This is a genomic window from Janthinobacterium amylolyticum, assembly GCF_051380655.1.
Classification (GTDB): domain Bacteria; phylum Pseudomonadota; class Gammaproteobacteria; order Burkholderiales; family Burkholderiaceae_D; genus Janthinobacterium.
Genome location: NZ_JBNYXL010000005.1, coordinates 1 through 26,339, shown reverse-complemented (window position 1 = coordinate 26,339; position 26,339 = coordinate 1). Strand labels below are relative to the sequence as shown.

Here is a 26,339-nt window from a genome sequence, read left to right as displayed (position 1 = left end):
GGTCGGGTTAGCCAGGTTGGCGTAACCCGACATGCCCGCAAAAAGAAGCGTTAAAAAGCAGCAAAAGGTACGAACGCAGGAGTGCAGTGCAGCAAAAGAACTGCGCGCCTTCCTGTGGTAGTCTACGACAAACAAGTCATTTTTCCGCACCGGCATTGCTCATAAAGCGCGGCCGGTACGTGTGAGTTCAACCGACTTTGCACGCGTAGCACAGAGAATAATGGAGACAAGTAATGAATGCACCAATCAAGGGCTCGAGTCTTGAGCCGGGCGCGCACGCGTCCGAAATTTCCCTGAACGACAAATACACGCTGGAACGTGGCCGCGCCTTCATGACCGGCACGCAGGCGCTGATCCGCCTGCCCATGCTGCAGCGCGAACGCGACCTGAAAGCGGGACTGAATACGGCCGGCTACATTACCGGCTACCGCGGTTCGCCTGTGACGTCCGTCGACATGACGGCGATCAAGGCCAAGAAATACCTCGACGAACACCACGTCAAATTCCACCCGGGCCTGAACGAAGACCTGGCCGCCACGGCCGTCTGGGGCACGCAGCAGACCAATCTGTTTGAAGACGCCAAATATGACGGCGTGTTCGGCATGTGGTACGGCAAGGGTCCCGGCGTCGACCGCTGCGGCGACGTGTTCAAGCACGCGAATAACGCCGGCTCCGCCAAGCACGGCGGCGTGCTGGTGCTGGCCGGCGACGACCATGCGGCGAAATCGTCGTCCACGGCGCACCAGTCCGACCATATCCTGAACGCCTGCGGCATTCCCGTGCTGTACCCGTCTTCTGTGCAGGAATACATCGACTACGGCTTGCACGCCTGGGCCATGAGCCGCTATACGGGCCTGTGGGTGTCGATGAAATGCGTGACCGACATCATCGAGTCGGGCGCCGCCGTCGACTTCGATCCTGACCGCGTGCAGATCACCCTGCCGACCGACTTCGAGATGCCGGCCGGTGGCCTGAACATCCGCTGGCCCGATACGGTGCTGGAGCAGGAAGTGCGCATGAACAGCTACAAATGGTATGCGGCGCTGGCGTATGCGCGTGCCAACAAGCTCAATAAAATCATCTGGGACAGCCCGAAAGCGCGCATCGGCATCATCACGGCCGGCAAGTCGTATCTGGACACGCGCCAGGCGCTGGCCGACCTGGGCATCGACGAGCAGACGGCATCCGACATCGGCATCCGCCTGTACAAGATCGGCATGACCTGGCCGCTGGAAGCGGACGGCGTGCACGAATTCGCCAAGGGCCTCGACGAGATCCTGGTGGTGGAAGAAAAGCGGCAGATTCTCGAATACGCGCTGAAGGAAGAGCTGTACAACCTGAAGGATGGTGAGCGTCCGCGCGTGGTCGGCAAGTTCGACGACACGGGCGAATGGAGCAACCAGAAGGGCACGGGCCACGGCGACTGGCTGCTGCCGGCCACCTATGAACTCAATCCCGCCATGATCGCGCGGGCGATCGCCAGCCGCATTTCGCGCTACTACGCGGGCCATCCGGTCGAGCAGCGCGTGAAGGAACGCATCGCCTACCTGGAAGCCAAAGAGAATGTGCTGAAAGCGATCAGCGTGAAACCCGATCCGCAAAAAGACCGCACGCCGTTCTTCTGTTCCGGCTGCCCGCACAACAGTTCCACCAAAGTGCCGGAAGGCTCGCGCGCGCTGGCCGGCATCGGCTGCCACTACATGGTGCTGTGGATGGACCGCGAAACGTCGACGTTTACCCACATGGGCGCCGAAGGCGTGACCTGGGTGGGACAGGCGCCGTTCACGAACGAGAAGCACGTGTTTACCAACCTTGGTGACGGCACGTATTTCCACTCGGGCATCCTGGCCATCCGCGCCGCCGTTTCGGCCAAGGTGAACATCACCTACAAGATTCTGTTCAACGACGCGGTAGCCATGACGGGCGGCCAGGAATTCGACGGTCCGCTATCGCCGGCCATCATTTCGCGCCAGATCGCCGCCGAAGGCGTCGGCCCGATTATTGTCGTCACCGATGAACCGGAAAAATACCCGTCCGACTACGCCTGGGCGGAAGGCGTCACCGTGCGCCATCGTTCGGAATTGATGGACGTGCAGCGCGAACTGCGCGACATGCCGGGCGTGTCGGCCATGATCTACGACCAGACCTGTGCCTCGGAAAAACGCCGCCGCCGGAAACGCAATGAATACCCGGACCCGGCCAAGCGCGCCGTCATCAACGAAGCCGTCTGCGAAGGCTGCGGCGACTGCTCCGTGCAATCGAACTGCCTGTCGGTGGAACCGCTGGAAACGGAACTGGGGCGCAAGCGCCAGATCAACCAGTCGTCCTGCAACAAGGACTTTTCGTGCACCACGGGTTTCTGCCCAAGTTTCGTGACGGTGGAAGGCGGCGGCCTGAAAAAGCCGAAGAAGGCGGCCAGTGCCGACAAGGGCGGCCCGGAAGTGCCGGCCTTGCCGACGCCGACGATCCCGTCGACGGCGGAACCGTTCGGCATCCTGGTCACCGGCATCGGCGGCACGGGCGTCGTCACGGTCGGCCAGATCCTGGCCATGGCGGCCCACGTGGAAGGCAAGGGCTGTTCCGTGCTGGACATGAGCGGCCTGGCACAGAAGGGCGGCCCCGTGATGTCGCACGTGCGCCTGGCGGACCGCCAGGAAGATATCCATTCGACGCGCGTCGGCACCGGCGCGGCCGATCTCGTGATCGGCTGCGACCTGATCGTCACGGCCAGCCGCGACGCCCTGTCGCGCATGGGAGAAGGCCGCAGCTGGGCCATGATCAATTCGACCAGTTCGTCGACGGCGGCCTTCGTGAAAAACCCGGACTGGCAATTCCCCGGCGTCGGCGCACGCCTGGAAATTGAAAAGGCCTGCGGCGCGGATCACGTGGACTTCATCGACGCGGGCCAGATCGCCACGGCGCTGATGGGCGACTCGATCGCCACCAACATGTTCATGCTGGGCTACGCCTGGCAAAAGGGCAAAGTGCCGCTGAGCGAAGCGGCCATCATGAAGGCCATCGACTTGAACAACGTCTCCGTGGCGTTCAACAAGGCCGCCTTCAACTGGGGCCGCGCCGGCGCGCATGATGCGGCCAGCCTGGTGCGCATGACCACACCGGCGAAAGTGGTGGAATTCAAGCGCATCGAAACGCTCGACGACCTGATCGAAAAGCGCGTGGCCCTGCTGACGGCCTACCAGGACCACGCGTATGCGCAGCAGTACCTGGACTTCGTCGGCCAGGTGCGCGCCGCCGAAAGCGCCCTGAATGGCCCGCACCTGCGCCTGACGGAAGCCGTGGCCCGCTATTTCTACAAGCTGATGGCGTACAAGGACGAGTACGAAGTGGCACGCCTGTACACGGACGGCGCCTTCCAGGCGAAGATCGCCGCCATGTTCGAAGGCGACATCAAGCTCAAGTTCCACCTGGCGCCGCCGATCATGGCGAAAACCGACGCCCAGGGCCATCTGGTGAAAAAGGAATTCGGGCCGTGGATGATGAAGGCGTTTGGCCTGCTGGCCAAGCTGAAAGGCTTGCGCGGCACGGCGTTTGACATCTTCGGCCGCACGGCCGAGCGCAAGATGGAGCGCGCGCTGATTCTGGAGTACCGCGCGACGGTGGGCGGCCTGCTGCCGAAACTGACGACGGCCAGGCTGGCGCAAGCCGTGGCCATCGCCAGCATTCCGGAAGACATCCGCGGCTATGGCCACGTGAAGGAGCGTCACTTCAAGGCGGCAAAAGAGAAGGAAGCGAGCTTGCTGATCGCCTTTAATGCGCCGCTGGAAGCACCTGTCCCCGCATCCCTTGCCGCGCCAGCTGCGGTGGCGGCCACCGTGGCCTAAGCGCTTGCGCAACACACGATGAAAATGGCGCCTGCGGGCGCCATTTTCATGTCGCAGAAAACAAGGCAGGGACTTGGGAGGTGAAGCCATCTGGCCAGCCCCACTGGTTTTGACGTGATTTAGGACCAGTCCTATAGCACGCGGGAGAGACGTGGCTTTAGAGTGACAATGTCCAGCTTGTGCAGACCTGCAGTTCGCCGGGAAATAGCGCTTTGGCGACGCCATCGGAGCCGAATCGGGAAAATTTGTTGTCTTGTTAGACGTTTCTTATACGCAAAACTCATTATAATTTTTAGATAATTTCTCCTGGAAAGTTACTCATGCGTTCAGTGCACCTTAACTCCCTGGCTGTTCCCTTCGTCTTGCTGCTGAGCGCCTGCGGCGGTGGCGGCGGCAGCAGCGCGCCGGCCGGCAATCCCGTGACTTCGACGGGCCCGACAGCACTGGTAGCCTCATCCACGGTGGCGAACCGCTGCGAAAAGCCGCGTCCTGGCAACGGCGTGGACGCGCAGGGCAGCTTGCTCGATGAACTGACGTGGGTGCGCAGCTGGATCGATGAAACCTATCTGTGGTACCGCGAAGTACCGACCACCTACCAGCCGCAGAGCTTTGCCACGCCCATCGCGTATTTCGATGTACTGAAAACCACGGCGACGACGGCGTCCGGCAAGCCCAAGGACCGTTTCCATTTCACGAATGCGACGGCGGAGTGGGAGGCGTCGCAGAACGGCGTCGAACTGGGCTACGGCATGCTGCTGGCCGTGACGCAGACCACGCCGCCGCGCAAGGCCGTGATCACGATTGTCGAACCGGGTTCGCCGGCGGCGCGGGCCGGCCTGCAGCGCGGCGACGTGCTGCAAACCGTCGATGGCGTCGACTTCATCAACGCCCCCGATACGGCCAGCGTGAAGACCATCAATGCGGGCCTGTTCCCCGAGGCGCAGGGCACGCATACGCTGGGCTTCAGCCGTGGCGGCACGCCGCTCAGCGCGTCGCTGCAGGCCATCGAGGTCAATACGAGCGCCGTGCAAAACGAGCGCATCATCGATACGCCCACGGGCAAGGTCGGCTATCTGACCTTCAACACGCACAACAACGTGGCCGAACGCCAGCTGATCGACACCATGCGCCGCTTCCAGGCGGCCGGCATCAGCGACCTGGTGCTCGATGTGCGCTACAACGGCGGCGGTCTGCTGGATGTCGCCAGCGAACTGGCCTACATGATTGCCGGCCCGCAGGCGACGACGGGCAAGGTCTTCGAGCAGGTGCTGGCCAACGACAAGACGCGCCAGGAAGCACCGATGCCTTTCCACGCGCGCAGCCTGGGCTTTCCTGCCCCGAATCCCGTTGCCTCGGGCACCGCGCTGCCTTACCTGGGCCTCAAGCGCGTGACCTTGCTGACGACCGCCAACACCTGCTCGGCCAGCGAGTCGATCATCAACGGCTTGCGCGGCGTGGATGTGCAGGTCAACCTGATCGGCGGCACGACGTGCGGCAAGCCGTATGGCTTCTACCCCAAGCCGAACTGCGGCACCACCTATTTCGCGGTGCAGTTCCAGGGTGTGAATGCCAAGGGCTTCGGCGACTATGCCGACGGCATGGCGCCGACCTGCGAGGTGGCGGACGATTACCAGCACGCGCTGGGCGATACGGCCGAGGGGATGCTGGCAGCGGCGCTGCGCTACCGCACCGCCGGTGCCTGCGCCGCGGCCTCGGTGTCGGGTGCGACCCGGCTGCTGGGCGCGGTGGAGAATCCGACCGAGACCGCCATGCGCGTGCTGCGGCCCCAGTACAAGGAAATTTCGATAAGGAAACCATAAACGGGGCTTTTCTTTTCCTGGCCGCGCCCCTGGCGGCGCGGTTTTCTTCTTTGAAATATTTCTATATAACAATGATGGTATATAGAAAGAACAAAGTATTCGTTCTGTAAATACTGACATCTTGATATCTTTCAGTCTTTCTCCCACCTTGAGAAGCGAAAAGATGTCTATACAGTTCAAGTTATCAGCGTTCAGCGTTGCTGTCCTGGCCCTCGTCGCCAGCGTTACCGCGCAGGCACAGACCCAGACAGCTGCGCCTGCCGTGCAGGGCCAGCCGGAAGCGGGCGCGCATGCGGTCGTCGTCACCGGTTCGCGCATTCCCCGCGCCAGCCTGGAAGGCCCGTCGCCCGTCACCATCCTGACCGGCGACGAGATCACCAAGCAGGGCTATAAAAACGTATATGACGCCCTGAGCAACCAGGTGCAGAACAGCGGTTTTACGCAAGGCGAAGATTTCGGCAACACCTTCACGCCGTCGGCCAATACCATCAGCCTGCGCGGCCTGGGCCCGAACCACACGCTGATCCTGCTGAACGGGCGCCGCCTGGCCGACTTCCCCGTCGCCTACGAAGGCACGGTGAACTTCACCAACCTGGCAAATATCCCGTCGAGCATTGTCGACCGCATCGAAATCCTCAATGGCGGCGCCTCGGCCATCTATGGCTCGGACGCGATCGCCGGCGTGATCAACGTGATCCTGAAAAAACAGACGGAAGGCTTTGACATCAACGTCAAGGCGGGCAGCACCACGCGCGGCGGCGGCGGCAACCAGCGCGTGCAACTGACGGGCGGCGGCAATTTCGACAAGCTGCATACCCTGTTCAGCGTGGAACTGAGCCAGCGCGATCCGCTGTCGAGCCTGGACCGCGACTTCATGTCCACGCGCTCGGGCACGCCGACGAATATCGCCTCGCGCCGCGTGGTGCAGGCGGGCACCTCCGGCACCTATCAGGACCTGGGCGACACCTGCAGCCAGTTCGGCGACCTGTTTGGCGGCAGCGTCATCAAGTACCAGGCGAAGAACGGCAGCTATTGCGCCAGCCCGAAGGTGGGCCCGACCTACTGGACCACGCAGACCAAGAACCGCAGCCAGAACGTGTTCGGCAGCGCCAACTATGAGCTGTCGCCGGAAACGACCTTGTTTGCCGATTTCCTGATCGGCAAGAACGCCACGGAAAACAATACGCGCGGCCCGTCGTGGACGTCGCAGTCGACGGGCAACAGCTACTTCAAGAACCAGACCACGGGCAAGTACGAGGCCTGGACGCGCTACATCGCGCCCGAGGAAATGGGCGGCGTATCGCGCTACAACCGCAAGTGGGACGACCTGGCCACCGCCATCTCGCTGGGCGCCAAGGGCCGCATTCCCGGCACCGCATCGTGGCAGTATGAAGCCAACTACAACGCCTCGCTGTACAAGAGCGAAAGCCACACGCCGCGCGCGCTGGCCAATATCGACAGCTTCTTCCTGGGCCCGAAACTGGGCACGGATGCCAGCGGCGTGGCCATTTACGCACCGGACCCTGCACGTTTGTCGCGCCGCCTGACGGCCGCCGAATTTGACAGCATCACGGGCAATTCCGACAGCGACGACAAGGCCTGGACGAATACCCTGAGCCTGGCCACCAATGGCGATTTGTTCCAGCTGCCGGCCGGCGTGGCGAAGATCGCCACCATCGCCGAAGCGGGCAAGCAGGGCTTCAGCAATGTGCCCGATGCGCGCCTCAACGAAGGCTATTTCAACGTCGCCACCAAGTCCGACATCACGGCCGGCACGCGCACGCGCTACGCGCTGGGCGCCGAGATCAACCTGCCGCTGCACGAGAAGCTGACGGGCACCCTGGCCGGACGCTATGACCGCTACAACTTTGCCGGCCGCAGCGACGGCAAGTTCACCTATAACGGCGGCCTGGAACTGCGCCCGACGCGCGAACTGCTGTTGCGCGCCAACTACGCCACCAGCTTCCGCGCGCCGGACATGAACTACATCTACAAGGCGCGCGGCACGGGCTACTATTCGAGCACCACCGATTACTACCGCTGCGGCGTCGCCGGCCAGGCCATCGAGGACTGCGACTACGCGAACAAATCGCCGGGTGCCGATTATGTGCAGAACGGCAGCAAGGATCTGCAGTCGGAGAAGGGAAAATCGTTCGGCGTCGGTGCCGTCTGGTCGCCGAGCTCCAATTTCGACGTCTCCGTCGACTACTGGAACATCAAGATCGACGATCTGGTGACCAATCTGAGTGCCGACAAGATCCTGCGCGACGAAGCCGATTGCCGCCTGGGCAAGACCGACATCAACTCGCCGACCTGCGTCGATACCCTGAACCGCGTTGAGCGCTTCGCGGCCAATGCGCTGAACCGCGCCGGCGAGATCAAGACCATCACCGTCAACCCGATCAACGCGGCGAAACAAAGCACCAGCGGCGTCGACATCAGCCTGAAATATCTGCTGCGCACGACGGACTATGGCCGCTTCGCCTTCAAGGCCAACTACGCCAAGGTGCTGAGCAAGAAATCGCAGCAGTTCGTGGGCGATGAAGAGATCGACGAGCTGAAGGACATGAGCAGCACGGATTGGCCGGACAAGCTGAACCTGAGCGTCAACTGGAGCGCGGGCGACTGGTCGAACACCCTGCTGGTGACGCGCTACGGCAAGATCCCGAACGGTGCCGGCACGGCCTATCTGACGCCAACGGCGCTGGCCAATATCAGCACCGTGTACCGCATCAACGACCGCGCCACCCTGTCGCTGATCGTCAACAACGTGTTCGACAAGATCAAGCGCGACAACAGCGGCGGCTGGCCGTACTACCCGGTGGGGAACTACAGCCCGCAAGGACGCCAGGGCTGGGTTGAATTCAACTATCACTTTGGCAGCTGATTTCACCCGGGAGCCAAGCCGGGGTCAGACCCGCCGGGTCTGACCCCGGCATCACAGCCGGGACAGCCAACGCTGTCCCGGTTTTTTTATTTTCCCGTCAGTTTTACACCTGCCGTCGCCCCTATAATTGCCCGCTTGTCCACTCTCGCCGGAGCCTTCCGATGCTACGCCACGCCCTGCTGTCCGCCGCCGTGTTATCCACCTCCTTGTTGTCCACCGTTGCCTTGCCTGCATCCGCTGCCTCGCCGCTGAGCACCATGGCCGAGCGCTCGGGCTTTCTGCACACGGGCCGCTACGCGGAAGTGGAAGCGCTGTGCCGGCAGTTCCAGGCGCGCTATCCGAAGCAGGTACGCTGCGTGGAATTTGGCCGCACGCCGGAAAACCGCCCCATGCTGGCGCTGGCCGTGACGAATACGGGCGCGCTGACGCCGGCCGAGGCGGCGCGCCGCAAGCTGCCCGTGCTGCTGGTGCAGGGCGGCATCCATGCCGGTGAAATCGACGGCAAGGATGCCGGCTTCCTGGCCCTGCGCGAAGTCCTGGAAGGCAAGGCGGCGCCCGGCGCGCTGGACAAGCAGGTGCTGCTGTTCGTGCCCGTGTTTAACATCGATGGCCACGAGCGCTTCGGCCAGTGGAACCGTCCGAACCAGCGCGGCCCCGTGGAAATGGGCTGGCGCAGCACGGCGCAAAATTTCAACTTGAACCGCGACTACGTGAAGGCCGATGCGCCCGAGATGCAGCACATGCTGGCGCTGGTGAACGCCTGGGACCCGCTGGCGTATGTCGACCTGCACGTCACCGATGGGGCGCAGTTCGAGCCGGACATCTCGATCCAGGTCGAACCCGTGCACGCGGGCGATGCTGCCTTGCGTGTGGCCGGCACGGCCCTGCGCGACAATGTCCTGGCCGACCTGGCAAAGCAGGGCTCGGACCCGAAGCCGTTCTATATCTCGTTTGCCGAGGAAGACAATCCGCAATCGGGCTTTGTCGACTCGACGCCGAATCCGCGTTTTTCACATGGCTATTTCATGCTGCGCAACCGCTTCGGCATGCTGGTGGAAACCCACTCGTGGAAGGACTATCCGACCCGCGTGCGCATCACGCGCAACACCATCGTCTCGCTGTTGTCGCAAGTGGCGCAGCATGGCGCGCAGTGGCGGCAAGTGGCGCTGGACGCCGACAGCCGCGCGGCGCAGCTGGCCGGCAGCACCTTGCCGCTCACTTACAAGACGACGGACAAGAGCCATATGATCGCGTTTCGAGGCTATGCCTACACGCGCACGCCATCGGACATTTCCGGCGCGCTGATGACGCGCTACGATGAAAACACGCCGCAGCTGTGGACCGTGCCGCTGCGCGACGAGATCGTACCCGACCTGCAGCAGGCCGCGCCGAAGGCCGGCTACCTGGTGCCGGCCGCGCAGGCGCCGATGGTGGCGGCCAAGCTGCGCCAGCATGGCGTCAGTTACCAGGTGCTGGCCACGGCCTGGGGCCAGCGTCCCGTGCAGGCGTTCCGCGCCACGCAGGTGAAATTCGGCGCGCAGTCGTTCGAGGGCCGCCAGACGGCGGCCGTGCAGGGCGCATGGCAAAACGAGGCGCGCGTGATCGGCGCCGGCGACTTGTACGTGCCCGTCAACCAGGCCAAGGCGCGCCTGGTGGTGGCGCTGCTGGAACCGCGCGCGCCCGACTCGCTGCTGGCCTGGGGCAGTTTCAACACGGCTTTCGAGCGCAAGGAATACATGGAAGACTATGTGGCCGAGGACGTGGCGCGCGCCCAGTTGGCGGCCGACCCGGCGCTGGCGGCGCAGTTCCACGCGCGCCTGGCGAATGATCCCGCGTTTGCCAAAAGCCCGCAGGCGCGCCTGGAATTTTTCGCCCGCCGCCACAGCTCGTGGGACGAGCGCCTGAACCTGTATCCGGTGCTGCGCACGGATGTGGCGCCGGCACAGAAGTAAGGAAGGCCGCGCCGCCTTGTGCATGCACAAGCTGCGCGGCCAGGAAAATGCTATTGTGCTTGCTTTCCCGATAAGGGTTTCCGATGGAGCAAAAGCGCATGTCGCAGCCAGCAGCGAAAAAAATTCTGATCCTCAGCGTCTCGGCCGGTGCCGGCCATATGCGCGCGGCACAAGCCATCGAGGCGTATGCGGCGCACCCTGGCGGCGCCACGCCTGCGGCGACGGCCTGCCATCTGGACGTGATGGATTTCGTGACGCCCGCGTTCCGCAAGCTGTACACGGATTTCTACATCAAGCTGGTCAACAAGGCGCCTGCGCTGTGGGGCTACCTTTACCACGCCACCCATGACGCGCCCAAGGACAGTTCGATACAGCGTTTGCGCCGGGGCGTCGAGCGCCTGAACACGCGCGCGCTGATGGCGAAGATCGCCGCATTCCGGCCCGACGCCATCGTCTGCACGCATTTTCTGCCCGCCGAGCTGCTGTCGCGGGCACTGCGCCAGCACCAGCTGGCGTGCCCCGTGTGGGTGCAGGTCACGGATTTCGACCTGCACCGCATGTGGGTGCACGAGCATATGCAAGGCTATTTCGCCGCTACCGACGAAGTGGCGTTCCGCATGCGCCACGAAGGCATTCCCCCCGAACGCATCCATGTCACGGGCATCCCGATCATGCCCGCTTTTGCGCAGGCGCCCGCGCGCGTGCCATCCGCGCAAGCCTTTGGCCTCGATCCGCGGCGTACGACGATCCTGCTGATGGGCGGCGGGGCAGGGCTGGGCAGCCTCGATGCCGTCGCCTCGCGTCTGCTGGCGCTGCCGGGTGATTTCCAGCTGATCGTGCTGGCGGGGAAAAATGCCGCCGCCCTGGCGGCGCTGCGGACATTGGCCAGCCAGTATCCGGGCCGCCTGCTGGCGCAGGGCTTTACCAGCGAAGTCGAGCGCCTGATGGCGTGCGCCGACCTGGTGATCACCAAGCCGGGCGGCCTGACCACGTCCGAATGCCTGGCACTGGGCTTGCCCATGATCGTCAACTCGCCGATTCCCGGCCAGGAAGAACGCAATGCCGACTACCTGCTGGAGCAGGGCGTGGCCCTGAAAGCGTTTGACGCCGTGACCCTGGAATACCGCGTGCGCCTGCTGCTCGCGCAGCCGCAGCAGTTGCAAGCCATGCGCGCCAAAGCGCTGGCGCTGGGCCGCCCGCGCGCCGCCTGCGAGGTGCTGGCACGGGTGCTGGCAGACGGCGTGGCGGCGGAGCAGGCGTGACGGGGGGCGTGGCCAAACCGTGGCAGATCGCCCTGACCCTGGCCTGGGTCGCCTTGCTTGGCCTGTTTTTCGCCCAGGTGGAAATCCAGATCGAAGGCGCTGCCGGCTGGGCCGCGAACTTGCCGACCTGGCGCATCGAAAGCCATTGGCTGCTCGACATCTTCTGGGGCGGACGGCCCATGACGGGCTACCACGCCTGGGTCTTTCCCTTCATTGCGTTGTTCTTCCATTTCCCCATGATCTTCCTGGGGCAATGGTCGCTGCGCTTCGAATGCCGCGCCATCGGCTGCATCATGCTGTTCTGGATCATCGAAGACTATTTGTGGTTCGTGCTCAATCCCGCCTATGGCGTGGCGCATTTCAATCCGGCGCATATCGCCTGGCACAAGCACTGGCTGTGGTTTGCCCCCACCGATTACTGGGTCTCGCTGCTGCTCGCCGGCGTGCTGCTGTGGTTTTCATACAAGAGGAAGTCATGATCTTGCCGCGTCTGCTGCTGTTATCCCTGCTCCTGGCGGCCAGTTCCGCTGGCGCCCAGGCGCCTCCGCCACCGGAGCGCAACGCCGAGTGGGCCACGCCGCTGCCCCACGTCTCCAATCTGCACCAGGTGACGCCGCGCCTGTACCGCAGCGCAAAGCTCGACACGGCAGACGTGGCGCAGCTGCAGGCGCTGGGGGTGAAGACTGTCATCAGCCTGCGTTCCTTCCATGCCGATACGCAGGTGCTGGAAGGCAGCGGCATCCGCGCCATCCGCATTCCCATCAATACCTGGGCCATCCGCGACAGGCATGTGATTGAAACGATGCGTGCCATCCGCGCGGCCGGGCAGCACGGGCCCGTGCTGCTGCATTGCCTGCACGGCGCAGACCGCACCGGCATGATGACGGCCATGTACCGCATGCTGTACCAGGACTGGCCGCGCGAGAAGGCGATCGACGAGCTGAAAAATGGCGGCTACGGCTACCACGCCGTGTGGAAAAACATCGAACGCTATCTGTCGCGCGTGAATGTGGACGAGATGCGTGCGCGTATCGACGCGCCGCAGCCCTGATACACGGTCCGCGTCGCCTGGCGCGGCAGCAACTTCACGCAGACGGGCCACTTCAGGCATGATGTCGTTTCATCCACACATCTGCCCGGAACCCGCATGGAACACCACAGCTTTCTCATCAACATACTGTTTTACCTGGTAGCCGCCATCATCATGGTGCCGCTGGCCAAGCGCCTGGGCATGGGCGCCGTGCTGGGCTACCTGGTGGCAGGCGTCGTCATCGGACCGTGGGGCCTGGGGCTGATCAAGAATGTCGACGTGATCCTCAGCTTCTCCGAATTCGGCGTGGTGCTGCTGCTGTTCCTGATCGGCCTGGAACTGGAACCGAAGCGCTTGTGGCTGCTGCGCCGCCCCATCTTTGGCTGGGGCGGGGCGCAGGTGGCCGTCGTCAGCGCGGGACTGTGCGCCGTGGCCATGGCCTGTGGCGTCGACTGGCGCACGGCGCTGGTGGGCGGGCTGGGCCTGTCGCTGTCGTCGACGGCCATCGTGCTGGCCACCCTGGGCGAACGCAAGTTGATGAGTACGCCGGCCGGTTCCGCCGGCTTTTCCATTTTGCTGTTCCAGGATATCGCCGCCATTCCCATGATCGCGCTGGTGCCGCTGCTGGGCGGCCTGGTCACGCATGCAGGCGAACCGGGCTGGCTGCGCGTGGCCAAGCTGGCCGCCGTGCTGGCGGCCCTGGTGATCGGCGGGCGCTTCCTTGTCAACCCCATCCTGCGCTTCATCGCGAAAACGGACTTGCGTGAAATCTTCACGGCGTTCGCCCTGCTGCTGGTGATCGCCATCTGCGTGCTGATGGAATCGGTGGGCCTGTCGATGGCCCTGGGTACCTTTGTTGCCGGCGTGCTGCTGGCCGATTCCGAATACCGCCATGAGCTCATTTCCGACCTGGAGCCGTTCAAAGGCCTGTTATTGGGCCTGTTCTTCATCGCCGTCGGCATGTCCGTCGATTTCGGCGTGCTGCGCGCCCAGCCGCTGCTGATCCTGGCCCTGGTGGCCGGGCTGCTGGCGGTGAAGATCGCCCTGCTGTATGTCTTGTCGAAGTTCTTCGACATTCCCCGTGGCCAGCAGCTGTTCTTCGCGCTGCTGCTGTCGCAGGGCGGCGAATTTGCCTTCGTCGTGTTTGCCGCCGCCGTGGCCGCGCACGTGTTTTCGCCGGAGACGGGCGCCCTGCTGGTGGTCGTCGTCACCGTGTCGATGGTGGCCACGCCCTTGCTGCTGCTGTTGCACGATAAATTCGTCGCGCCGCGCCTGCAAGGCGACAAGAAGCGCCGCCCGGACGACCATATCGAGGCGCAGGACAATCCCATCGTCATCGCCGGCTTTGGCCGCTTTGGCCAGATCATCGGCCGCCTGCTGGCGGCCAACAAGATCGGCGTGACGGTGCTCGACCACGATCCGGACCAGATCGACCTGCTGCGCAAGTTCGGTTTTAAAGTGTTTTACGGCGACGCCACGCGCGTCGATCTGCTGGTGGCGGCCGGCATCGAGAAGGCCAGGGCCCTGGTGATCGCCATCGACAACGTGGAAGACAGCCTGGCCCTGGTCGACGCCGTGCGCCTGCGCCTGCCGCAGCTGACGATTCTGGCGCGCGCGCGCAATGTCACGCATTACTATGAGTTGATGAAGCGGGGCGTGACCCTGATCGAACGCGAGACGTTTGCGGCGGCCTTGCTGCTGGGCGAACAGACCTTGCGCCAGGTGGGCTTCAGCGAGGAACGGGCGCAGCGCGCTGCCGGCATCTTTGGCCGGCACAACCTGAAAACCCTGCTGGAAGTAGCGCCGCACTTCCAGGATCAGCAAAAAGTCATGTCCCTCACGCGCCAGGCGCGCGAGGAACTGGAAGACATGTTCGAGAGCGATGCAGCCGCGTTTGCGGCAGAGAAGGTGGAAAACGGCAGGTCGGATTAGCGGCGCAGCCGCGTAATCCGACACAGTGCTGGCATTGGTGGCAGTGCTGGCGGTGTCGGCTTACGCGCTTTGCGCTAAGCCGACCTACGTCTCCTGCGCCACCTACGTCTCATCCCGGCATTATTTCCCCGCTTCGTTTCAGTCAGACATGTTCGAAAGCGATGCGGCCGCGTTTGCGGCAGAGAAGGTGGAAAACGGCAGGTCGGATTAGCGGCGCAGCCGCGTAATCCGACACAGTGCTGGCATTGGTGGCAGTGCTGGTGCTGTCGGCTTACGCGCTTTGCGCTAAGCCGACCTACGCCTTTTACGCCACCTACGCCACCTACGCCATATCCCGGCTTTATTTCCCCCGCTTCGCTTCAATCGCCTCGATCTGGTCCATGATGCCATTCATGCGCGCCGCCAGCGCCTGGTAGGGTTTCGGCGTGGCCAGGTCGACGCCGGCCGCTTTCACCAGTTCATACGGGTAGGCCGAGCCGCCGGAACTGAGCATCTTCAGGTAGGCGGCCAGCGCGCCCGGTTCCTTGTCGAGGATGCGCTGCGAGAAATCCTGCGCCGCCGCGATCGAGGTCGCGTACTGGAACACATAGAAGCCGTGGTAGAAGTGCGGCACGTAGGCCCATTCCAGCGCGTAGGCCGGATCGATTTTCATGACGCCCTGCGCTTCGCCGTGGTAGCGCTTGAGGATGCCGGCGTAGATGGCCGTGATCTCCTCGCCCGTCAGCGATTCCCCTTTATCCACCTTGCCGTGGATGGCGGCTTCGAATTCGGCGAACATCGATTGGCGGAAGAAGGTGCCGCGCAGGTTTTCCAGCGCCGCGCCCAGGTACAGCAGGCGCTCGTCGTCATCCTTGGCCTGCTTCAGGCGCGCGTCGAGCAGCAGTGCCTCGTTGGTGGTCGAGGCGATTTCCGCGACAAAGATGCTGTATGGCGCATAGATCGATGGCTGCGCCTTGTTGGCCAGCACCGAGTGCATGGCGTGGCCCCATTCGTGGGTCAGGGTGCTGACGGCTTCGTAGTTGTCCGTGTAGTTCAGCAGCACGAACGGGTGCACGTCGTACGCGTCGCCATTCATGTAGGCGCCCGCCACCTTGCGCGGGCGCGGATACACATCCATCCAGCGCGCGTTCACGGCGGCCGTCAGCGCCTTGACATAGTCGGGCCCCAGCGGCGCGACGGAATCGAGCATCATCTGCTTGCCGTCGGCCAGCGGGAAGCTGCGGTCGCTTTTCAGCAGCGGCGCATACACGTCGTAGTAGGCCAGGTCCTTCACGCCCAGCATGCGCGCGCGCAGCTTGAAGTAGCGGTGCAGGGTGGGCAGGTTGGCATTGGTCTGGGCGATCAGGGTCTGGTAGACGGCCGGCGGCAGATTGTCGGCGTCCAGCGCGGCGCTTTGCGAGTCGGCGTAGTGGCGCACTTTCGCGTAGGCGGCATCCGTCTTGAGCTGGCCGTACAGGGTTTCGCCAAACGTGCGCTCGTACTCTTTCCACTTGCCGAAGAAGGCGTCAAACACCAGCTTGCGGTCGGCGCGGTTGTCGTCGCCCCGGTATTTCGTATAGGCCGCCTGGTCCAGGCGCACCTCCTTGCCATCCGACAGTTTCACTGTAGGCCAGGGGATTTCCGCGTTGGCCAGGGTGCGATAGACGCTGGCGGCCGAACTGGTCGCCAGGCCGAACTGCGCCACCAGCTGCTCGCCGGCCGCGTCCAGCGTGTGCGGCGCGCTGCGCAGCATGTTGCTCAGCTGGAAGCGGTACAGCTGCAAGCCCTTGTCCTTCGCCAGCATGGCGTCGATGCGCTTGCTGCCCAGGGCGAGGATTTCCGGCTGCAGGAACGTGGTGGCCTGGTTGAACTCATTGCCCAGCAGGGCGGCGCGCTGGTTCAGCTGGTTGCCCTTGCTGTCGCCCGTATCCTGGTCGTAGTACTGCGCCGCATATGTGTACAGCATGCTGACGCGCTTGCGCGCATCCGCGTACAGGTCCAGGCAGCTTTTCAGGCGGGCTGGCGAGGTTTTCAACTGTCCCTTGCAGCCGGCCAGCTGCTGCAGCTGGGCCGAGAACTTTTTGGCATCGGCATCGAAGGCGACATCGTTTTGATACAAGGCGGTCAGATCCCAGCGGTCGGCCTGGCGGTCGGTGGGTACGGGGACCTGCGCAGGGGCGGCGAAGGCGGTGGCGAGGCTGAGGGCAAGCAGGGAGAATAGCAGGGGGCGCTTGAGCGCGGATGGCGTCATGGTTCATTCCAGTGAGGTTGTCGGAAGAATGCGTGCTGACCGCCGGGCAGGGATGCGCGCGTGACACATCGCATACCGGCAGAGCTAACTACGGTACCTCAAATGGACGCGGGGGGAAAGGGGCAGGGCGCCGCCACCTGGGCGGTGGCGGCGAAACAACAGGAGCTTACAACAGCCGATTACAGCGGCTGCAGCGCGATGGTGCCAAAGGTGGTTGGCGTCGAGCAGGGTTCCTCGTCAAAGGCGATGTCGCCCATGGGGTTGGCCAGGCCGTCGGCCTTCAAGTCCTTGAAGCCGAACAGTTTCGGGTCCATCAGGTGCGACGGCGCCACGTTCGACAGGGCCGAGAAGATGCTTTCCACGCGGCCGGGGAATTTCTTGTCCCATTCGCGCATCAGGCCCTTGATCTGCTTGCGCTGCAGGTTTTCCTGCGAACCGCACAGGTCGCATGGAATGATGGGGAAGCCTTTCACTTCCGCATAGCGCTGCGTGTCTTCTTCCTTCACATACGCCATCGGGCGGATGACGATGTGCTTGCCGTCGTCCGATTGCAGCTTGGCCGGCATGCCTTTCAGTTTGCCGCCGAAGAACATATTCAGGAAGAAAGTTTCCAGGATGTCATCGCGGTGGTGGCCCAGGGCGATCTTGTTGGCGCCCAGTTCGTCGGCCACGCGGTACAAGATGCCGCGGCGCAAACGCGAGCACAGCGAACACGTCGTCTTGCCTTCCGGGATCAAACGCTTGACGATGCTGTAGGTATCCTGGTTTTCAATGTGGAAGGCCACGCCCAGTTCCGTCAGGTAGGCGGGCAGGATTTCCGGCGGGAAGTTCGGCTGCTTCTGGTCCAGATTGACGGCGACGATATCGAAGTGAATCGGCGCGCGTTCGCGCAAGGTCATCAAAATGTCCAGCAGCGCGTAGCTGTCCTTGCCGCCGGACAGGCAGACCATCACCTTGTCGCCGTCTTCGATCATATTGAAGTCGCCGATGGCTTGCCCCACCAGGCGGCACAAACGCTTGTGCAGCTTGTTGTTTTCCAGGGCGATCTTTTCCGCCTTCTTGCGCGCCAGTTTCTGCGCTTCCACGTTGGCGGGGATTTCCACGGCCGTTTCCAGCACTGCGGTGTTGTTCATGTCGTTCATGCTTCATCCTTGATCTTGAATACTTCCACGCCCACGCCTTCGCAGTCGGGATACACGTCCGGTTTCATGCTCGACACGCGCGCGGCGCGCACGCGCGGGTGCGCCAGCATGGCGGCCAGCACATCGTCGACCAGGCTTTCCTGCAGCTGCACGTGGCCCTGCGCCATGCGCTTGGCGATGGTTTCGCGCATGAAGTCGTAATCGACCACTTCTTCCAGCTGGTCATCCTTCGGTGTCGACAGGGCCAGGGGAATGTACAGGTCGACGTTGATGAGGACGCGCTGCTCGCCCTTTTTCTCGAAGTCGTAGACACCGATATTGATGAGCACCTCGTAATTGCGCAGGAACAGGCGGCGGCAATCGGCCAGGCGGGGGTGGAACAGGGCGGACGACATAGTTTTACCTTTTAGGAATGCTGGAATGCTGGAATGCTGGTTGTTTGGCAGGACTGCTGATTATTTGGTTAAAAACATGACGTCGCGTGGCAAGCCGATCAGGTGCTGGCCGCCGTCGACGAGCAAGGTCGTGCCCGTCAATGCGCGCGCGCCGGCCACATAACAGACGCTGTCGGCCACGTCCTCGGGCGTGCTGGAACGGCCCAGTGGCGTGTTTTCATGTGCCTTGGCAAAGTTCGCTTGCGTTTGCTCGCCGGACACCATGGTGATGCCGGGGGCGATGCCGACCACGCGCACTTTCGGCGCCAGCGCCTGGGCCAGCATGGTGGTCGCCGACAGCAGCGCCGCCTTGGACAAGGTGTACGACAAGAAATCAGGATTGAGATTGTACAGTTTTTGGTCCAGCAAGTTGATGACCACGGCTTGCCCGCCGCTGGGCGTTGCCTGGTACAGGGCTTGCGCCAGCAGGATGGGCGCGGCCAGGTTGGCGTGCATGTGGGCGTCCAGCGCGGTGAACGAGAAATCGCCGGCATTGTCGTATTCAAACAACGAAGCGTTGTTGACGATGCAAGTCACGGCCCCCAGCGCCGCCTGCACCTGCGGCAGCAGCTGGCGCACGGCGTCTTCCTGCGCCAGGTCGCAGGGGAAGGCCTGGGCGCGCCGGCCCAGGGCGGTGATTTCCGCCACCAGGCTCTGCGCTTCCTCATGCGAGGTGCGGTAGTGCACGGCGATATCCCAGCCGTCGCGCGCCAGGCCCAGGGCGATGGCGCGGCCGAGGCGGCGCGCCGCGCCCGTGACGAGGGCGACGCGGGGTGTGCTGTGTGGCAATGTCGATGCTGGTGTCATGTATTTACTGTATTGATATGTGAAGTGAGCGGGTTTGCCAGGGCCGGTACTGGCGGCCCGCGCCGCCGATTCGCTACAATACGGTATGTCTCTTCCCGCACCCGATAGCGACGCGCTGGCCGCGTCCCATGCCTTGCAGCACCAGATTGCCGCCGAAATCGCGCGCAATGACGGCGCCATTCCCTTTGTCCGCTTCATGGAACTGGCGCTGTATGCGCCTGACCTCGGCTATTACAGCGGCGGCGCCGCGAAGCTGGGCAAAGATGGCGATTTTACAACCGCACCGGAAATCTCGCCTTTGTTCGGCGCCACGCTGGCCCATGTGGCAGCCGCTATTATGGCGCAAACGGCCCCGCGCATCCTCGAATTCGGCGCCGGCACGGGCAAGCTGGCCTTCGACATCCTGACGGAAGCGGCGCAGGCCGGCATCGCTATCGAACAGTATGCGATCGTCGAATTGTCCGGCGAGTTGCGCGCGCGCCAGGAGCTGGCGCTGGCCGCCTTCCCGCAAGTGGTGTGGCTTGACGGCTTCCCCGACAGTTTCGAGGGCGCCGTGTTCGGCAATGAAGTGCTGGACGCCATGCCCGTCAACCTGATCAGCAAGACGCCAGGCGGCTGGTGCGAGCTTGACGTCAGCATCGCCGATGGCCAGTTCATCTTTGTGGAACGGCCCGCCGGTGCCGACGTGGCGGCGCAGATCGCCGCGCAGGTGCCCGAGGCGGATGCCTTGCCCGTTGGCTATGTCACGGAAATCCACGGCGTGGCCAGCGGCTTCATGCGCTCGCTGGCGCAGATGCTGACCAATGGCAAGGGTGGCGCGGTCGTGCTGTTCGACTATGGTTTCCCCGCGCACGAGTATTACCTGGACTTGCGCGCCACGGGCACCCTGATGTGCCATTACCGCCACCATGCCCACGCGGAACCGTTTTATTTGCCCGGCTTGCAGGACATCACGGCGCACGTGGACTTCACGGCCATGGCCGTGGCGGCTCAGGATGCGGGCCTCGATGTGCTTGCCTACATGAACCAGGCCACCTTCCTGCTGGGCGCCGGCATCGGCGACCTGCTGCTGCGCACCGACCCGCAGGAAGTCAAGACTTACCTGCCTCAGGCCAGCGCCGTGCAGAAACTGCTGTCGCCGGCCGAGATGGGCGAGCTGTTCAAGGTGCTGGCGGTGGGCCACCGGGTGGAATTGCCGGAAGCCCTGTTGTCAGGCGACCGCAGCCACCGCCTGTGATCGCTCAAGCCAGGTCAAGGCAGGGCGTGCGCGTCCTGCAATTTCCTGTCCGCCGGTGGTTATTATCTTGTCATATCGTATATGATGATTGATACAGCACGGTTCCATCCTGCAAGAACCCGTCGCCGCGCACCGATTTCAAGATAGAACGATGGGAAAGATACATACACACTATGACAACCTGAAAGTGGCGCGCCTGGCGCCGCAGGAAGTCATACGTGCCGCGTACAAGGCCCTCAGCCAGAAATACCATCCCGACAAGAATCCCGGCGACGAGAAGGCGGCCCGCATCATGGCTATCCTCAACAGCGCCTATGGCACCCTGTCCGACCCGCAGCGCCGCAAGGAGCATGACGAGTGGATCGCCGCCGAAGAGTGGGAAATCGAATGGCTGGAAAGCACCCATCAGGAAGAAGGCAAGGCCAGGGAAGGCCGCCACCATGCGCAGCAGGCCGAGCAGGGCTGGGCCCAGGACGTGCCGCCGCCTGCGGGCAAGGCGCGGCGCGGCCACGTGCCGATCTGGCGCAACTGGCGCTGGTGGCTGAGTTTGCTGGTCTGCCTGCTGCTGGGCTGGCTGGCCGCCTTGCTGATGCTCGATACGTCGCAGCCCGTGCCCAGCGCGCTGGCGTCGGCCTGGAGCGGTCTGGCCCGCGATGGCGGCAAGCCGCGCGCGCCGGCGTCCGCCGAGGGCGAACCCGGCTTGCTGCCGGCGGCGAAGCCGGAAGCGGTGGCCGTCGATAGCTGGGCTGTGGGCAAACCCTATGCGGCCGAGCCAGCGCAAGCCCGGTCGCCCGAGATCCGCGTGCAAGCCGTCTCCCAGCTGGTGCTGAAAAGCAGCAAGCCCGTGTGCGATGACAGCGGTCCCGCGCCCGCGCTGGTGGCGCCGAATGGCGAACCGTGGCCGGCGCAGTCCGGTTATGTGGATGGCTTCCCTATTGGTAACAAGGGCGAGGAACTGGCGCTGACCATCGACAACAGCGCCAACGCGGCGCCCGTGTTCGTCAAGCTGTACGACACGGAGCGGCGCTCGAACGTGCGCTACCTGTTCATCCTGGCGCATGACAAGCTGACGGTGGAACAGCTCAGCGCGGGCAAGTACGAAGTCCGCTATCAGGTGGTCGAGCCCGGCCAGGATGGCTGCGGCGACAAGGGCAAGCATGGCACGCCCGCGCCCGCCGCCAACCCGTCCATTGGCGAAGCCGGCACTCAGAATCCTGTTGTAAGCAGCATCTAATCTGATTATGCTTGATAGGCGTCAACGCAGCGTCCACATCGAACTTATCCATTAGGAGTATTCATGACCGACCTCAAAGCCGATGCAGATGATAACTGGCTGCTCGACGAGGATGAGCCGGTGGCCAGTCCTGCCGGGCTGGCCGCACCCGACCAGCGCCTGTGGCGTGTCTTGATAGTCGATGACGATGTCGATGTGCATGCGGTTACGCGGCTGGCGCTGCGCAATGTCAGTTTCAAGGGCCGCGAACTGGAACTGTTTTCCGCCTACAGCGGCCGCGAGGCGTTCGAGATACTGCGCGACACGCCCGATATCGCGCTGGTGCTGCTCGACGTGGTGATGGAAACGGATGACGCGGGCCTGATCCTGGCCAAGCGCATCCGCGCCGAGCTGAACAACACCATCGTGCGCGTCGTGCTGCGCACGGGCCAGCCGGGCCAGGCGCCCGAGCAGCGCGTCATCATCGAATACGACATCAACGACTACAAGGCCAAGACGGAGCTGACGACGCAGAAGCTGTTTACCACCGTCATCTCGGCCCTGCGCGCCTACGAGAGCCTGATGATGCTCGAGCGCAGCCGCATCGGCCTGGGCAAGATCCTCGCCGGCGCCACCAATCTGTACCAGATCCATTCGCTGCGCGAGTTCGCCTCCGGCGTGCTGAACCAGGTCAGCGCCATCCTCGACGTGGGCGCCGACGGCGTGCTGTGCCTGATGCAGGGCGGCGCCGGGCGCCCCGAAGTGGTGGCCGCCACGGGCACCTATGCCGTGCTGGCCGAATCGGAAGCCTTGCCGGCCGACCATGCATTGACGCCCACCATCGACAAGGCCTTCGCGGAAAAGCGCAGCCAGTTCGAGCATCCGGCCAATGTGCTGTTCATCCACACGGAAGGCAACCGCGAGCTGGCCATTTCCGTCACGCCGCCGTGGCCGCTGGCGCAGATCCAGCGCGATCTGCTGGAAGTGTTTTGCCAGCGCATCGCCGCCGCCTTCGACAATCTGTACATGTTCGGCCAGCTGCGCAAGGCGCAGGAGGCCACCGTGGTGGCGCTGGCCGACCTGGCCGAGTTCCGCGACAGCGACACGGGCGGCCATGTGCGCAGGGTGCAGCAGTTGTCCGACGCCATCGCCCGCCGCATGCAGCAGCGCGGCGTGTATGCCGACGAGCTCACGCCGCAGCTGCTCGACATGATCGGCCTGGCCAGCATCCTGCACGACGTCGGCAAGGTAGCCACGCCGGACGCCGTGCTGCTGAAACCGGGACGCCATACGGACGAGGAGCGGGAGCAGATGCAGCTGCACGCCAGCGTCGGGCGCACCATTCTGGAACGGGCCGCCAACATGGTCGACGGCGTCAGCTACCTGACGTATGGCGCGCAGATCGCCGGCGGCCACCATGAGCATTTCGATGGCGCCGGCTATCCGAACGGCATCAAGGGGCGCGACATTCCCGTCGCCGCGCGCATCGTTGCCGTGGTCGATGTTTTTGACGCCTTGCTGCACGAGCGGCCCTACAAGGAGCCGTGGCCGTATCCGCAGGTGCGCGAATATATCGAGCAGCGCAGCGGCAGCCAGTTCGATCCGGAAGTGGTGGCCGCGCTGCTCGACCTGATCGACCACGAGCCGCAACTGTGGCATCCGGAGCGCGCCGTCGCCTGATTTGCCGCTTTTCCTCGCCATTCGGCGCCGCGCCATTCCCTTGCGCGCGGCGCCGTCATATACTCGGCAGCCTCATGCTGGCTGGCGCCACGCACCAGTGTGGCGCGCCGCTGAGTTTTCGGACAACACGACATGAAAGAACTCAAGGGCCTCAGCGCACTGATTATCGAGCCGCATCCGGGCATGCGTTCCAGCCTGCACAATATGCTCAACCTGTGCGGCCTGGCGAAAATCGATGACGCGGCCAGTTCGGGCCAGGCGATCCGCATGCTGGGCAGCAAGTCGTACGATTTGATCCTGTGCGAATACGACCTCGAAGGCGGGCAGGATGGCCAGCAGATGCTGGAAGACTTGCGCCACCACAAACTGATGCATGCCTCGACCATGTTCTTCATGGTGACGGGCGAGGGCAGCTTCGCCAAGGTGGTCAGCGCCGTCGAGCTCTTGCCCACCGATTACATCCTGAAGCCGTTTACTGCAGATAACATGCTTGAGCGCATCGGCCGCGCGCTCGACAAGCGCAATGCCTTCGTGCCCGTGTACGCGCTGATCGACGTGGGCAACGAGCGCGCGGCGATTGCCGCCTGCGCGGAGGGCGCCAGCCTGTATCCGCGCTACGCCACCGATTTCATGCGCCTGCGCGCCGAGCTGCATTTGCTGCTGGGCGAGGCGGCCGACGCGGAACCCATTTACGCGGCCCTGTATGAAAGCAAGGCCATCGGCTGGGCGCGCCTGGGGCAAGCCAAGACGCAGTTCCTGCTGGGCGAGTACGACGCCGCGCAAGGCACGCTGGAAGGCTTGCTGGAAAACAACAAGCGCTTTCTCGACGCGTATGACTGGCTGGCGCGCACGCATCTGGCGCAAGGCAAGCCGGAGCTGGCGCAAGCGGCCCTGAGCGAGGCGGTGGCGCTGTCGCCGCACGCCGTGCGCCGTCTGCGCCGCTTGGGCGAGGCGGCCCTGGCGGCCGACGATATCGAGACGGCGGAAAAAGCCCTGAAGCTGGTCGTCAGCAAGGCCAAGTATTCCGAATTCCGCGACCCGGAAGACCATGTGCGCCTGGTGCAAACCCTGGTGCGCAAGGGCGATCCGCTGCAGGTGGGCGCCGTCATCCGCGACCTCGACAAGTCGATGGGCGGGCAAAAGAATGCGGAACTGTGCAGCGCCCTGTGTAGCGCCATGCTGCATGCGCATACGGGCAACGCCGAGCGGCTGCAGCAGTCGCTGGACGCGGCCCTGGCCGCCAACCGCCACAGCGTGGGCGGCTCGAATGCGCTGAAGACGGAACTGGCGCGCCACTGCCTGGCGCACGGGCGCGAGGATGGCGCCGCCGAGGTGATGCGCGAAGTCATGCGCAATGCGCCCGACAGCGCCGCCATGACGCGCGCCATGGCCGTGTTTGAGCAGGCGGGGCGCGAGGAGCTGGCCAGGGCCCTGGCGCGGCAAAGCCGCCAGGAAGTGGCCGACATGGTGGCGGCCGGCGCTGCCAGGGCGGGCGAGGGCGACTTCCGCGGCGCCGTTGAATTGATGGGCGAGGCCGTCACGCGCCTGCCCGACAATCCGCAAGTGGTGTTCAATGCGGCCGTGGCCGTGCTGAAATGCCTGGAGCACGAAGGCTGGGATGAGCGCATGGGGCAGCAGGCGCTGGTTTTTATTGCCGGCGTGCGCCGCCTGGATCCGCGCAACCCCAAATTGCCCGTGCTGTCCGGTCTGCATCAGCAGTTGTTGCGTAAATATAAGCCGCATGGCACCTCCTGGATGCACCCGCCCGATGCCCGTTGAGCAGGGGAATATGGGGCAAAAGACGGAAAAATGCGGCCTGCAAGGGAGGGACTTAAAAAAAATGCGAAAAAAGACGACTTTTTCGCGCCAACCCTTGCACATTCTCAAATCGGGAGCTTATAATCACGCCCCGAAGCAGCCAACTTCTTCTTTATAAGCAAATGCAGCAGTCAGGCATCAGTAAATAAGGTTGACAGTTGTGAGTAGATGCTTCATACTCTGCGGTTCCCGCGGAGGGGTGGCCGAGTGGTTAAAGGCGACAGACTGTAAATCTGTTCTCTATGAGTACGCTGGTTCGAATCCAGCCCCCTCCACCAAGTTTTTGCAAGGAAAACTGGGTAGTAGCAAAAAGCAAGTGAAGATAAAGTGAACGATACCTCGCGGGTGTAGCTCAATGGTAGAGCAGAAGCCTTCCAAGCTTACGACGAGGGTTCGATTCCCTTCACCCGCTCCAGTTTCCGTTCAGATGCTTGATGCATCGCATGCAACAAATTACAGCCCTTGTAGCTCAGTGGTAGAGCACTCCCTTGGTAAGGGAGAGGCCACGTGTTCGATCCACGTCAAGGGCACCAGAATTCGCAGCAGGCAGCACAGAAGCAATTCAAACCAGACCGTCGGGCGTGTGCCTGAGCAATCTAATCAAATCATTAGGAGTTCAAAATGGCAAAAGGTAAATTCGAACGGACCAAGCCGCACGTCAACGTCGGCACCATCGGCCACGTCGACCACGGTAAAACCACGCTGACCGCTGCAATCGCAACGGTTCTGTCGAAGAAATTCGGCGGCGAAGCTAAAGCATACGACCAGATCGATGCAGCTCCAGAAGAAAAAGCGCGCGGTATCACGATCAACACCGCCCACGTCGAGTACGAAACGGAAACCCGTCACTACGCTCACGTTGACTGCCCAGGCCACGCCGACTACATCAAGAACATGATTACCGGTGCCGCGCAGATGGACGGCGCGATCCTGGTGTGCTCCGCAGCTGACGGCCCAATGCCACAGACCCGCGAACACATCCTGCTGGCCCGCCAAGTTGGCGTTCCATACATCATCGTGTTCCTGAACAAGTGCGACCTGGTCGACGACGCA

The 26,339-nt window shown here is 63.4% G+C and carries 17 protein-coding genes and 3 tRNA genes; 16 read left to right on the top strand and 4 right to left on the bottom strand.

Features of this window, described 5'->3' with window-relative positions; all coding sequences use genetic code 11:
* Positions 1 to 233 precede the first annotated feature (233 nt).
* The 8 genes from ACQ4WR_RS11545 (at position 234) to kefC (ending at position 14,725) form a co-directional block, all read left to right on the top strand.
* Complete coding sequence (locus tag ACQ4WR_RS11545) at positions 234 to 3,842, top strand: indolepyruvate ferredoxin oxidoreductase family protein (RefSeq protein ID WP_436487352.1); 3,609 nt, start codon at positions 234 to 236, stop codon at positions 3,840 to 3,842.
* A gap of 320 nt (positions 3,843 to 4,162) precedes the next feature.
* Positions 4,163 to 5,662, top strand: coding sequence for a S41 family peptidase (locus ACQ4WR_RS11540; RefSeq protein ID WP_436487351.1), 1,500 nt, complete (start codon positions 4,163 to 4,165; stop codon positions 5,660 to 5,662).
* 163 nt (positions 5,663 to 5,825) lie between these two features.
* Positions 5,826 to 8,549 carry a TonB-dependent receptor plug domain-containing protein gene (locus tag ACQ4WR_RS11535; protein ID WP_436487349.1) on the top strand — a complete coding sequence of 908 codons (2,724 nt, stop codon included), beginning with the start codon at positions 5,826 to 5,828 and terminating at the stop codon, positions 8,547 to 8,549.
* Between the two features lie 161 nt (positions 8,550 to 8,710).
* The gene (locus tag ACQ4WR_RS11530; RefSeq protein WP_436487348.1) at positions 8,711 to 10,501 is read left to right on the top strand and encodes a M14 family metallopeptidase; all 1,791 of its coding nucleotides are present in this window, start codon (positions 8,711 to 8,713) and stop codon (positions 10,499 to 10,501) included.
* Between the two features lie 98 nt (positions 10,502 to 10,599).
* Positions 10,600 to 11,763, top strand: coding sequence for an MGDG synthase family glycosyltransferase (locus tag ACQ4WR_RS11525; RefSeq protein ID WP_436487346.1), 1,164 nt, complete (start codon positions 10,600 to 10,602; stop codon positions 11,761 to 11,763).
* Positions 11,760 to 12,242, top strand: a complete 483-nt coding sequence (locus ACQ4WR_RS11520; protein ID WP_102297532.1) for a hypothetical protein — start codon at positions 11,760 to 11,762, stop codon at positions 12,240 to 12,242. The genes ACQ4WR_RS11525 and ACQ4WR_RS11520 overlap by 4 nt, the downstream gene beginning before the upstream one ends.
* Complete coding sequence (locus ACQ4WR_RS11515) at positions 12,239 to 12,814, top strand: dual specificity protein phosphatase family protein (protein WP_436487344.1); 576 nt, start codon at positions 12,239 to 12,241, stop codon at positions 12,812 to 12,814. The genes ACQ4WR_RS11520 and ACQ4WR_RS11515 overlap by 4 nt, the downstream gene beginning before the upstream one ends.
* A gap of 96 nt (positions 12,815 to 12,910) precedes the next feature.
* Positions 12,911 to 14,725, top strand: a complete 1,815-nt coding sequence (gene kefC, locus ACQ4WR_RS11510) for a glutathione-regulated potassium-efflux system protein KefC (RefSeq protein ID WP_436487343.1) — start codon at positions 12,911 to 12,913, stop codon at positions 14,723 to 14,725.
* Positions 14,726 to 15,065: 340 nt separating this feature from the next.
* Here the strand turns inward: kefC and pepF are convergent, their stop codons facing one another.
* From pepF to ACQ4WR_RS11490, 4 genes are all read right to left on the bottom strand, one after another.
* On the bottom strand, positions 15,066 to 16,955 hold the full coding sequence (pepF, locus tag ACQ4WR_RS11505; RefSeq protein WP_436487341.1) for an oligoendopeptidase F: 1,890 nt from the start codon (positions 16,953 to 16,955) through the stop codon (positions 15,066 to 15,068).
* Between the two features lie 179 nt (positions 16,956 to 17,134).
* Entirely contained in the window at positions 17,135 to 18,088 is a 954-nt protein-coding gene (ttcA, locus tag ACQ4WR_RS11500) for a tRNA 2-thiocytidine(32) synthetase TtcA (protein WP_436487834.1), read from the bottom strand.
* Between the two features lie 5 nt (positions 18,089 to 18,093).
* The gene (locus ACQ4WR_RS11495; protein ID WP_102297542.1) at positions 18,094 to 18,492 is read right to left on the bottom strand and encodes a dihydroneopterin aldolase; all 399 of its coding nucleotides are present in this window, start codon (positions 18,490 to 18,492) and stop codon (positions 18,094 to 18,096) included.
* A gap of 60 nt (positions 18,493 to 18,552) precedes the next feature.
* Positions 18,553 to 19,338: an SDR family oxidoreductase gene (locus ACQ4WR_RS11490; protein WP_436487339.1), complete on the bottom strand. Its 786-nt coding sequence runs from the start codon at positions 19,336 to 19,338 to the stop codon at positions 18,553 to 18,555.
* Between the two features lie 85 nt (positions 19,339 to 19,423).
* On the opposite strand from ACQ4WR_RS11490, the gene ACQ4WR_RS11485 reads away from it, so the two are divergent.
* The 8 genes from ACQ4WR_RS11485 to ACQ4WR_RS11450 form a co-directional block, all read left to right on the top strand.
* Positions 19,424 to 20,575 (top strand): class I SAM-dependent methyltransferase, encoded by a 1,152-nt coding sequence (locus ACQ4WR_RS11485; protein WP_436487337.1) that lies wholly within the window; start codon positions 19,424 to 19,426, stop codon positions 20,573 to 20,575.
* 151 nt (positions 20,576 to 20,726) lie between these two features.
* A complete protein-coding gene (locus tag ACQ4WR_RS11480) occupies positions 20,727 to 21,809 on the top strand; it encodes a J domain-containing protein (RefSeq protein ID WP_436487335.1) in 1,083 nt (360 codons plus the stop codon).
* Positions 21,810 to 21,872: 63 nt separating this feature from the next.
* Positions 21,873 to 23,468: a DUF3369 domain-containing protein gene (locus ACQ4WR_RS11475; RefSeq protein ID WP_436487333.1), complete on the top strand. Its 1,596-nt coding sequence runs from the start codon at positions 21,873 to 21,875 to the stop codon at positions 23,466 to 23,468.
* Between the two features lie 132 nt (positions 23,469 to 23,600).
* On the top strand, positions 23,601 to 25,247 hold the full coding sequence (locus ACQ4WR_RS11470) for a response regulator (RefSeq protein WP_436487331.1): 1,647 nt from the start codon (positions 23,601 to 23,603) through the stop codon (positions 25,245 to 25,247).
* 232 nt (positions 25,248 to 25,479) lie between these two features.
* Positions 25,480 to 25,564 (top strand) — tRNA-Tyr (locus tag ACQ4WR_RS11465).
* A 63-nt stretch (positions 25,565 to 25,627) separates the two neighbouring features.
* Positions 25,628 to 25,701 (top strand) — tRNA-Gly (locus ACQ4WR_RS11460).
* Between the two features lie 43 nt (positions 25,702 to 25,744).
* A tRNA-Thr gene (locus tag ACQ4WR_RS11455) sits at positions 25,745 to 25,819 on the top strand.
* 88 nt (positions 25,820 to 25,907) lie between these two features.
* Positions 25,908 to 26,339, top strand: a 432-nt coding sequence (locus ACQ4WR_RS11450) for a GTP-binding protein (protein WP_436487329.1), incomplete at its 3' end; no start/stop codon positions are given.